Source organism: Rhodococcus sp. 14C212 (assembly GCF_011058195.1).
Taxonomy (GTDB): Bacteria; Actinomycetota; Actinomycetes; order Mycobacteriales; family Mycobacteriaceae; genus Rhodococcus; species Rhodococcus aetherivorans.
The window spans coordinates 16,514-28,211 of the sequence record NZ_JAALEH010000075.1; the positions used below are offsets into that span (position 1 = coordinate 16,514).

The window sequence follows — 11,698 nt, forward strand, 5'->3', positions numbered from 1 at the left end:
GAGCGGTCATCGCGCGTCTTCGCGCAACACGTCGTCACCGATGAGATGATCGCCGATGAGATCGAGCCGGATGTGTTCGATCGGTGGATCGATCAGCGCGATGGTGCGGCTCTGCTCGGGCCGCACGTCGGCGAATACCCGCACGTACCCGGTCAAGTCCGACACGTCGACAGTCCACGGCTGGCTCCACTCGCGATGCAGGCCGCGCGGATGGAAGCTCCGGGCGCCGGGCTGGGTTCGCCCGTCCCCGCGGACCTCCAGCGGCCGGCCGTCCCGAGCGCTGAGCGGCAGCCGGGTCTGGTTGTGCACCACGACGAACGGTGGGGCCGTCGGGAGTTCGACCTGTGAGGCGAGGCGCACGGCGAGCGCGACGCCACCACCGGCGGTCCGGCGAGTCTCGGTCGTGTACTCGATCCGCAACAGACCCGGGTAGTCGACGGTGGCGGGGATGCCCGCGATACGCTCGCCGGCCGTGTAGGCGACGGCGACGACGTGGACGGCACATCCCTGCTCGGGCAGCGGGTTCGACAGGTGCAGGCCGCCGTCGCGTTCGTACGCCGCTCGGGAGATCTCCGCGAAGGGGCGCTGTTCGATCGCATGCTCGGCCGGAACCTGTGGCGAGCTCACGTACACCGACACCGATGCCGCGCCCTCCGGCCACGGGAAGGTGAGCACCTGCTCGGTGCAGCGCTCGACGATCCGCACCTCTCGCGGCGCGGGCAGCGGCCTGGTCGCGATGACCGTGCGCCCCACCTGCACGTCTCCGTCGAGGACAGTGACGGGCGTGAAGTAGGCCCGCACCCAGCCGCGCGGCCAGGAGACGTTGCTCATCCGATGTTCGCCGTCGCCTCCGACGGTCACCGGATGGACCAGTCGTGCGGAGGTCGGCAGCCCACCGGAGACGTCGAGTGCGCCCGCCGCGAGCAGCGTCCGGTCGATGCCCGGCCGCGGCGCGGTCTCCGTTCGATACATCACCACGGTGCCGATGTCCGGTGGGGTCCAGCCGAGGTCGAAGTGCAGGTCGTCACTGTCGCCGTGGGTGGCGACGTGCAGGTCGGTGACGGGCTCGAGCACCGCGGACACGAGGACTTCCGCCTGTGCTGCCGGGGAGAGTCTGGTGTGCCCGTCGACGTCGACCTCGCAGATCGCGCGGTAGAGGTAGCGATGCCCACGCTGCGGGTCGCGGTCGACGAATCCGCCGAGATTCGGTTGGTCGGCCAGGATCCGGTGCCGTGGGTCGTTGGTCACGGGGGTCCGGCCGTCGAGCGGGATGCGCAGTACCCGCACGCGGGTGACCCCCGGCCACACCGACCACTGTCCGATCACGGCGCCGTCGTCCTCGACGACCACGAAGTCGGCGACCGGACTGAGGACATGTCCCTCCGCGATGAGAACGGGCTGGCGCCGCACCGCGTCGTGCTGGTCGCGACCGGCATGTGCCCACACCTGCAGGTGCCGCACCGCGGCGGCCGGAGCTGCGGTGTCCACGAGGAGGGTTCCGCGGGTGACACCAACCAGTCGCCCGGCCTCCGGCTTGTAGGGACGGTGCGTCTCACCGGCGACGACGCGGTACAGCACCATCTGTCCGGACCGATCCGGCAGCGGTGACCATTCGAGCAAGTGCCCGCCGCCCGGTTCGGCCGTGATGGTGATCGCCCCGACCTCCTGATCGGACTCCCCGTGCATGAACTCGCAGAAGTCCTCGGTGTGCAGGTCGACCAGGTACTCGCTTCCGGGAACCGGCGCCGGCGGAACCGGCGGTTCGGGCGCCGGCGCCTCCGCCGTCGGTGACGCCTCGGTAACGAACTCGCCGGGCTGGGCCGACCTCAGCACGTGGACGATTCCGTCGACCAGTGGTTTCGCCTGGCGTGGCAGCATCGGTTCGATCTCCTCGGCAGTGCGCCGATCGGACCGGATGATCTGCTGCAGATGCGTGTCCTTGAGCAGGCCGGGACGAAGACGGCCGTCGTCGATCTGCTGTTGTCGCCACAGCTGCAGAGCCTCGAAGACAACGTCGGGCATTGTTCCACTCGCTCTCAGAAGTTGATGCCGTCGGCGACGGGCGCAGCGAACGGCGCAGGGGCCGGACGGCCCGCGCGGTCGTGCGTCGGTTCGGCCGGTCGCAGCTCGAGGTCGGGCACCTGCGGAATCTCGACCGGTGCTGCGGGGTGACCGTCCGACAGCATGGTCCGCAGATCCTCCGCGGCGATTCCCTCCGTGTACTGGGTGGTGACCGCGACAAGCCCGCAGCCAGCGGGGGTACGTGTGGACACCGTCTCCGCGACGGTGGTGAGGCCCCGCATCGCCGCGGTATCAGTGAAGACAGCAGGGTCGAAGAACCCCTCGGCCGCAGGTTGTCCGACGCCGGCCAGGAACTCGTCGATGCCGTAGCGACGTACGGCCCCGTCGGCGCGATGTTCGATGGTGGCGAGCAGCTCGCGTGCCAAGTCGCCACGCGGCCCGGACAGCTCGCCGAGTGCCCGCTCCCACATCAGTGCGGCACCGCTCGCCTGACGTTCGCCGCGGTGGAATCGCAGGGACCACTCGTCGAGCGGAGAGCCGGACCCGGCCCCGGCCTTCGCGGCGAGCAGGGTGGGGTCGCGATCGATGTCGAGTCCTGCGGCACCGAGTGAGGAACCTGCGGAACCCACGACGGCGTCCCACGCCTCGGTCAGCCACCCGACACCGAACATGTCCTGCCGCAGCGCGTCTGCGACTCGCTCGACCTGCGCGGGCTCAGGGCTACCGATGCCGACGGCGCTGTGCCGGGGCATCCCCCATTCGATGCTGCGGCCGACTGCATGGGTGTGGTCGGTGACGCCGAGCGGCTTCGCCAGAAATGCTCCGAGTGCGCGATTCCACGACAGGAACTGCCGATACGCGGCAGTGAGGTTCTCGATCTCACGGAGGGCGGACCTGAGATTCCTCCGGTCTGCTGCGGCCGCCGCCGACGCCGCCTCGCGTTCGACGAGAAGCTGCTCGAGGTACTGCTGCGTGCGTTGGCAGATCCAGGCCACGACGCCCGCCCAGGCGAGCACGCACACTGCGATGACGGGCGCGCCGGTCCACCACGAGATCAGCTCCCGCCAGGCCAGCACGCCCGCGACGATCGCGGCGGCGAGGAGACCGAGCGTGGCGATGCGCACCTGGCGGAACATGCGCGCCTGCTGTTCGGCGCTCGCTTCGGCCAGATCGCGGGGCGCTTCGGCGGCGTTGAGTCGCTCAAGCAACATGCCTGCCTCGGTGATGCCGGCCGACAACCAGTCGGCGAGGATCGATCCGAAGGTGACCGCGAAGCTTCGGCGGACGCGGCCCACCCAGCCCGCCAGCGCGGCGCTCGTTCTCCGCGCGTCGAGCCCGATCGTCGGATCCTGTTCCAGCTCCCGCAGCCGTGCCTGGAAGTCTTTGATGCCGAGGAGGTCCGGGGCTTCGGCGGCGTGGACGTTGAGCGTCGCCGAGACGACGCCGGGGATGTCGGTGAACTCGTCGTCCGGTCCCGGCACAATGTCCGACGCCGATCGCAACACCGCTCGGTGCGCGCCGACCTGGATGGTCGGCAGGCCCGGTGACCGTTCGGCGGCGTCGGCGAGCGTGAGGGCGGCGCGAGCATAGTCCCGCCACAGCGAGGAGAGGTCGGGCGCCGCGGACTGTGGCGTGTTCGTCGCTCCGTCGAGAGCTGCGCCGATCTGCCGTGACGCCGCCTCGTACTCGGACCATCCGACCCTGCGGCCGTCCGCGTCGACACCGCGGACCACCACACGCCTGGCGCCCTGCACCGATCCGAACAGCGTGGACTGTGCCGCCGAAGCGACCGCGGCCGAGGCGCGGTGACCGACCCGGGCGGCCCACTGCGCGGGGGCGTTGCGCAGCACTGCGACGAGGAACGAGAAGAACATCGTCAGGGCATCGGTGAATTTCACCAGGCGCGGAGCGTCGGCCGGGGGCGCGCTCACGCGCTCGCCCTGGAGCAGGTGCCGGTGCTTGACCCACAGTGCCTGGGCCATCGTTCGCGTGGCAGCCGGGACGTCGTCGGCGTACACGACGGCAGTGCCGGCGTCGCGGGGCAACGGCAGCTGCCCGCCGAAGTCGAGCAGGTGCGCGCGCAGCTCGTGCTCGGCACGCGAGGTGTCGAGTCGGCGATAGAACGACCGCACCACCCGCAGCGTGCTTCCCGGCAGTACCGGCTGCTCGTCGAACGGGGCATGCTCCGCATCCGTCCACAGACCCACGATTCCGGCGATCACCGGGGCGGCGTGGCGGCCGACGTCGATCGGATCGGTGGTTACGGTGAGGGACTCGTGGCCCATTCCCGGACCCCGCGAATCCTCCGGTGCGACAAGCAGGTTGTGCCAACCGGCGAGCGCGACCGCGACGGAGTCGGAGGGGGTGTCGCCGGGACGACGCAACACCGTCCGCAGTCGAACGAGGCGGGCTCCGCCCGAGTTCGACGACAGGAGGTCGGCGAGCGCCCTTTCCGACTCGATCCGAACGGGATCGGTGCCGCGTGCTCCCGGCACGATCACGCACAGTCGCACCACATCGACGCGACGCGACGCGAGCACATCCTGCAGCACCACCGTTGTGTCCGCACCACAGGCGGTTTCGACGGCTGGGATGCGGGCACCGCCCGGCGTCACGCCGGCGTCGTCGACCCACACAAACGGTGCGACCAAGCCCGCCGTGGACAGGTCACGAAGGACGTCACGCACCCCGAGCGCCGCCCCTGTGGAGGCAAGGAACACCGTGAGAACACTCTTCACCGAATCGGCCATCTCAGAACTGACCCGCGTCGGGAATCACGAACGCGTGCGATGACGACGTCGTGGACGCCGCCGGCTCATGCACCGGCCGGTCCGGCTGCTCGGCGCGGTGCCTGCACTCCTCGATCAGATTCAGCAGCTCACCGGTCGCCCAGTACACGTCCGGCGCGATGTCCCGGAATATCGGAGTATGGGACGCAGTGACGCGATCGGTGATCGCCGAGAAGGTCCCGCCACCGGGTGCCGCGTCCTCCCCTGCTGCCATGTAATGCAGCCCGGTGAACTCCCGCACCCGGCCGAGCCATGTCGCGGCGTTCTCGGCGCGAGCGTCGATCGAGACGGCCGGGCCGGTGTCGGTGACCTGGGACTGCCATCCCGTACCGGTCTCGCCGGTCCGCAGCCACTGCGTGAGGATCGACTTGGCGGACACCTCGAGGATGCCGCCTGCCGGCTTCTCCGGGGAGGCGTCGTAGATCGCGCGCAGCGTCCGGTAGGGAAGCATCGACTGCATGACTGGCGATTCGTGCGACCGCGCCATCGCCAGCAGGACCGATTCAAGCACCGCGGGCAGCCAGTCGTTGTTGGCGAGGAACCGTGACGGCGGGGTCAGCAAGGGATGGGGAAAGTCGACCCACGCCGCAGAGGCGGCATCCCACACCCGCACCGGCTCGTCGTACGGTTCCGAAGGAAGGCGCAGGCGGCCGACTACGAGGCCGAGGAACCAGCCGGCGGTCAGCGCTCGCCGCTCGCTGTAGTGCATCGGCAGCGAGGCGGCCAACGGCCGGGAGCGACGCCACTGCCAGAACGACTCCTGCTGCGTCGGAGTCGAATCCGCCCACTGCTTGGCCGCGGGGGTGAGTACGGAGTCGTAGGCGAGCGGCGAGTAGTTCGGGTAGGAGCCGAAGATGTCGATGCGAGTCAACCGGTCTTCCTCGGTCAGCAGGCGCACGAACTCCGATCGGGTCTCGTGGTCGATCATCGGATTCTTCTGCAGTACCTGCTCGAGGGAATCCGCGACGGGCAGGTTGAGGAACGGCACCGAGGTGAACTTGTACCGGTACTCGACCTGCTGCCCCGGATGCAGCGCCTCGAGCGCCTGCTGATTGACGCTGGCGAGTGGTCGCGCCAGCGACAGCGCCTCGGCGAACTTCGCCTGCAGTCGCTCACGCCGCTCCTCGAGCGCGTACTCGGGGACGGTCGGATCCTCGATGTACTCCCGCAGCGACACGCGACAGAAGCGGTCGAAGGACTCCCCGGTGCGGCCGACGAACTGCCGAGCGCGCGCGAGCAGTTCCGCAGGTCGAAGGTGCAGGTCATACCGTGCGGCCGAGGGAATGAGCGCCTCGCGGGTTCCCGGATCGTACGGGAACGCGCGGGTCCGCCACGCCGATGTGCGCTCGAGGACGGGATGCTCCTCCCCCGGCGATTTGCTGCCGTCGATCGTCTGCCACAGACCGGTGACGACCCCGACGACGGCCCGCTTGACCGACTCCTCGAACGGCGGCGTGCCGAGACCGCTGGACGCGACCGCGAGCGGCAGGTCGCTGCGGTACTGCACCATGAAGTCGGCCGACGGGGTGAGCATCACCTCGTTGTTCGCTTCCGCGAACCGCTTGGGTACCCGATCGGCCTTGTCCGCGGGCCACGCACCGTACTGGTCGGTGGACAGGCGCGCCAGGCCGACGTCGCTCGCCGGCTTGCTGCGTGCCCGCCGCATCGACGTCTGCGCGTCGTTCAGCGCCTCGAGCAGGGGCTGCAGAATCTCCGGTACGAGCGCGGCCGCGACCTCGGCCACCTTCCCGGACAGCGAGGCGTACAGCTGGCGGTAGACGTTCTGGCTGCAGCTCGCGAGCACACGGTCGACGATGTCGGCGTCGCTCTCGATGGTTCCCTTGAGTGCGGACAGCGCCTGAGCGGTGTCGGCCGACTGTGCAGTGATGTCGGTCGGCGCCTGTTTCGCGAGGTCCTCCGCCCCGACCCGCACCTGGTCTTTGATGTGGCTGGTCAGCCGGTTCACGAGCGCGGTGGCGTACGGCAGGCCGAGGTCGGCGATCGCCTTCGCCACCGTGCGCTCGATGTTGTCGGCGAGAGTGCGGTGCCACTGGTACGCATGGACAAGCGCGTGCACTTCGGCGGACGCCGTGAGCGCCTGACGACGGGCACCGAGCACCCGCTGGATCTCCGGGACCCACTGGCTCGCGTTCAGACCACTGCCGGACGGAAGGTAGCCACGCAGTTCGGACTCGGTGACCTGACGCGCCATCCGAAGGCCGTCGCCCTGGGGCAGCACCACACCGGTCAGCCACGCACTGATGCCGACCTGCGCGCCCCGCGGATCCGCCTGAACGACAGGCAAACCCATCGTGGTGAGCACGGTCTGCCACTGGCTGTCGAGGATGGAGCTGACCTGATCGTCGTCGGACGCGGCATTGCCGGGGTTGCGGTGCCCGTCGAGCAGCCGGTCCACAGTGCTACGGGCAAGCCGCTGCGCCGAGTATTCGGCGTATCGGTCGCGGCCCATGCTCAAGCTCGAGAACCCGTATGTGCCCCACGGCAGGTTGTCCCACTGTCCGCCCCAGCCGATGTTGTCGCGCTGGCCGGACAGGCCCGCACCGTTGGTGAGGTCGTACTGCACGAACTGGCGCGTCGCAGCGCCGCTCATCATCATGCCCGCCAGACCACGAGCGAGGCCGCGGTAGATCGCCTTTTGTGAACCGTCGCCGAACGGCGCGCCCTCGACGCCGACACGGCGGCCCACCGGGAACACCCGGGCGAACGGCACCTTCTCGCCGGCGCCGTTCTGCTGGCCGAGCGCGCGCAGGATCTCGACATCGTGCTCGCGCGCGGAGCCGAGCTGGCTCGCGACGATCTCGCCGAGCATCGCGAGGGCGTTGGCGCGCACGCCGGTGGTGGCGCTGCGGCCGAGGCCGTCGAAGATGTCGGGGGCGACCATGAACACACCCATCAGCCGCGGATCGAGCTTGGGGATCAGCGTCAGCAGACGGCATACATCCAAGGCCATCGATGCGCCGGCGCCACCGGCCATCGACGAGACGACCAGGACGATCGGGGACTCCTCCTGCTCGAAGCTGCCCCCGCCGGGGACGTTCAGCGCGCCCATCTCGGTGGCGGTCTGCACGGTGAACAGCTGGTCCCAGGCGTGCTGCAGGGTCTCGCGAATTCCGCCGGCTTTGCTCAGCGTGATCATGCGGCCGAGGGCGCGGTACTGGCCGGCGCCGGACCCGATGGGCACCGTGACGGCGGAGGGATCCCGCGGGGCCCAGGTGGCGATCTCGTCGAGGCTGCCGCGGGCGGCGAACTGGTTGCTCAGCGCGTTGTCGAGCACCCCGTACGAGTCGCCCTGGGGGCCGCTGCCGAAGTAGTAGCCGCCCTGGTCGCGAACATTGCCGAGCCCGTCCGGCCCCGCCTCCGGCGCAGTGGGCACATCGATGCTCACGAACTGCCACCCACCCGGGATCCGGTCCACTCCCGCCGCGGCGAGATCGGACCGGAGCTGGTCCATCATGTACGCGAGCGTGACGGCACCCGAACCACCGCATCCGACTACGAGAAACCGCCTCATACCGGTCCTTCCACATCGAGAGAGAGCAAAGCTGGATTCCGACCGTCAAGCGCCGGGCGGACGGAACGGGTCGAAAGGCTGAGCGGCCGGCGCGGCGGACGAGCTCGAACCGCTGTGCGGCGCGGCACCGAATCCGGGACTGCCGCCGAATGCCGGTGGCGCACCGAATGTCGGTGCGGGCGCAGCGGTGGGTGCGCCGAAGGGATCGAAGGACGACTGCGGTGCGGGCTGCCCGTCAGGCGCACCGGCGCCCGGCGTCGCCGTCTCGTCGGATCCGACACGCTCACGCAGTCTCGCGAAGACGCCCGGTGCGCGACGGTTCAGATCCTCGATCAACCGGACCGGATTCGAACCTGCGCCGACGAGCAGGAGCACCGACGCGTGGTCGGCGGGTCCGGCCGGATCGTGGAGGATCACCCAGTTGTTGTGCACCGCCAGCGGCAGCCTGGCCTCACCTGTGCGCGGGTCGTGGTCGGGCTTCGCACCGGAGGATCCGAGCAGCCCACCGGCGTCGACACGGACGTACCCCGTGCCGACCGGGGAGAGCCCGGTCTTGGCTTCGAGCTCGACGCCGTCTGCCGTCAGCAGTCGCGCAGGCTTGTCCAGGTTCCGAACGATTTCGGTGAGGTCACCGTCGCGCAGCGTGAAGGGTGCCCCGTCCCGCAGAACGGCGCCGTCGGCGATCGTCACGGAGAAGCGCTGGGCCTTCAGGGTTTCGGCAGGAATGCGCGAGGCTCGCCACTTGAGCACATACAACAGAGCCAGCGGGATCGCGATGCCCAGGAACAGCGTGAGGAGGAAGGCCAGCAGGAACCGGCCACTGTCGAGCGGTTTCTGCAGCTCGGCGGTGAACGGCACATCGACCGGCATCGCGCGGTCGAGCTCCCCGGTGGGGGCCATCATCATCCGCACGGAACCGTTGAGGGAGCCGTTACCGGCCTCGGGCACGTCGAGTTCGATCGTCAGCGCGCCCTGCACGCCCTCGTCGACGGCCAGGCATCGCTCCGCGGAAGTCGCCGCGGGGTTCACCAAGGCCACGTCACCGACGCCGTCCGGCACGGCATCGATGCGGATCGGTTCCGCCGAATCGAGCCACACGCAGCCGGGGCCGCCGACCGGGATCTCCACCGGGAACCGACCGGCTCCCTCGACAGTGCCGAAGTCGATCCGGTTCGGCAGCGTCGGATAGCCGACCGGGGGCGCCACCGTCAGCGGCATGTCGACGTATTGGGGCGCCAGTTGAGTACCGGGCGCGATGACCGTCCCCGAGGCAGTCCGGGCATCGGCGGTGGTCACCTCGAGAGCGAGGCGCAGCGTCGCCTCACCCGGTGGCACCGACGTGAGATCCAGCTCGATCGGCTCGTCGATCCCGTTCTTCGGGATCCTCGACGCGAGCTCGTGCGCAACCCGAGCCGAGTCGACGAGCGACACCGACAGGTACGCGCTTCCGAGCAGGTCGGAGGGGTCGATCTCCCGACGGTCGGAGTCGACGATGCCGAGCTGTATCGCAGATGTCTTCTCGCCGCTGTGGATGGCGGTCACATCCTGTCCGAGCCACGCCGGGAAAAGGTTGCCCGAGATATGGATGTTGGACTTGGAGCGCGCCGCGGGATCGGAGCCATCGGGGTCGACGAACACGAGAGCCCACATGCCCTGCCATTGCCCCGGGTTCGCCGACGCCGGCTGGCGCAGCGTAAACGACACCGACCGCGCCGACAACCAGCGGTAGTCGACGCCGACTCCGTCGACGTTCAGGCTGCGCGGGGCGTTGTCGCGCGGCATCGCAAGTTCGGCCCCGTCGGGCGACACCAGTGTGGGTACGAGCCCGTCCGCGTCCGCGAAGCCCAGGACTGTCACCGAACCAATGGAGTTGTCGAGGACGAAGCGGTGCTGCGCTTCCTCGCACACCTGACCCACACATACGCCCGTCTCTTTCTCGAGCGGCGCCTGGCCCGGACTGCTGAACGCGTCGAACGCGAAGAGCAGGTCATCGATGTTCTGGGCGAGGTAGAAGTCGCCGGGTCGGGGCGAAGTCCGGTTCCCGCACGCCTGCCCGGCGGCGGGTTCTCCGGTGGCGATGGAACGCATCAGATCGAAGTCCCCGGCCTGCGCAGTACCGGCCGCGAGCCCCACCGCGAAGGTGACGATTCCCGACGACCGCAACTGGTCCGCGATACCTGCGGGCCGGCAGATCGACTCGCGGGCAGCCGCAATGACCTGCTGAACGCCTGCGTCGGTGCCGAGCGATACTCCTGGGGCGTAAGGCTTCTCCGCGTCCCGCGTCGTGAAGTCGAGCTTGCCGTCGGAGAACCAGGCGACGGCCTGGCATCTGTTCGAGGCTGTGGACGAGCGGTCGGCGAGAGCGCCGCGGGCACCGTCGAGAGCGGCCCAGTAGTCGGTGTCGACACCGTTCGTCCGGGATCGGAACCTGTCGACCTCGTCCTGCAAGGCAGGCAGGGACCCACCGTCGAGGCGGGTCCACGGCGCGTGCACGGTGAAGTCATCGGAGAAGCCGGCGACCGAAACGTCGAGCGCGACCCCGGCGGAGCCGCCGAAGGAGCTGAGCTGTTCGAGCAGGTAGTTGGCCGCGGAGACCCGCGCCGCCTCGGGGTCCGAGACCTGCAGACTGCCGGATTCGTCGATCATCAACAGCAGATCGCCCTCGCGCTGGGAGGCGAGACACCCGCCGAAGTCTCCCACCGCCGACTGCTGCGGCGCAGCCGATGCGGCCGGTGCCGCCACCACCAGAGAGCCGAGCAGCACTGCCGCGAGCGCAGCCACCTTCTTCACAGTCGACCTGCCCATTCCGCGATCTGCCATGCTCCGATCGCGATGCCCACGAATCCGAGCACAACGACGGTCCAATACGTCCCCTGCACGGCCTTCGAGCCCGCGTAGACCGGCCGCGCCCGCTGCTGCATGTCGGCGACCGTGTGCTGCGCAAGCAGGTAGAACGCGGCAGGACCGGCCAGCAACCACCCGATAAAGGCGAACACGGTGGAGCCACCCGACAGGGTGAGTGCGACGGCAGTGAGTCCCAGCAGCGCTACCACGCCGCCGCCGATCAGCCATGCGCGCGGCGGCCTGCCTTGCGAAATGGCCGTCACGACCGGACGCTGCTCGACAGCGAACGCGTCGGCAGGCGCCCCGCCGAACCCGGGCGTCGACCCGCCGGGCCCCGCGAACGGGGCGGCCACGCTTCCGAACGGCTCGGGGGGTGGCCATGGCGACTGGGATCCACCCGACCACGGATCGTTTGCGTCGTCCCGCGAGCTCGAGTACTCGCTGAAGTCGAACGGATCGGTCGAGGAAGACACGTACTTCTTTCAGGGTCGGGCAGGGCGGGCCCGATACG

The 11,698-nt window shown here is 69.5% G+C and carries 5 protein-coding genes; all 5 read right to left on the minus strand.

What is annotated here, in order from left to right:
* Nucleotides 1-6: 6 nt before the first annotated feature.
* Genes G6038_RS23745 through G6038_RS23765 form a run of 5 tightly spaced genes read right to left on the minus strand, consistent with a single transcriptional unit; the run spans nucleotide 7 to nucleotide 11,540 of the window.
* Complete coding sequence (locus G6038_RS23745; protein WP_165040313.1) at nucleotides 7-2,022, minus strand: hypothetical protein; 2,016 nt, start codon at nucleotides 2,020-2,022, stop codon at nucleotides 7-9.
* Nucleotides 2,023-2,036: 14 nt separating this feature from the next.
* A complete protein-coding gene (locus tag G6038_RS23750; protein ID WP_346772902.1) occupies nucleotides 2,037-4,760 on the minus strand; it encodes a magnesium transporter in 2,724 nt (907 codons plus the stop codon).
* Nucleotides 4,761-4,773: 13 nt separating this feature from the next.
* Nucleotides 4,774-8,343 carry a tubulin-like doman-containing protein gene (locus G6038_RS23755; RefSeq protein WP_165040316.1) on the minus strand — a complete coding sequence of 1,190 codons (3,570 nt, stop codon included), beginning with the start codon at nucleotides 8,341-8,343 and terminating at the stop codon, nucleotides 4,774-4,776.
* A gap of 45 nt (nucleotides 8,344-8,388) precedes the next feature.
* Nucleotides 8,389-11,148, minus strand: coding sequence for a vWA domain-containing protein (locus G6038_RS23760; RefSeq protein WP_206025520.1), 2,760 nt, complete (start codon nucleotides 11,146-11,148; stop codon nucleotides 8,389-8,391).
* Nucleotides 11,130-11,540 carry a hypothetical protein gene (locus G6038_RS23765; protein ID WP_206025521.1) on the minus strand — a complete coding sequence of 137 codons (411 nt, stop codon included), beginning with the start codon at nucleotides 11,538-11,540 and terminating at the stop codon, nucleotides 11,130-11,132. The genes G6038_RS23760 and G6038_RS23765 overlap by 19 nt, the downstream gene beginning before the upstream one ends.
* Nucleotides 11,541-11,698 lie beyond the last annotated feature (158 nt).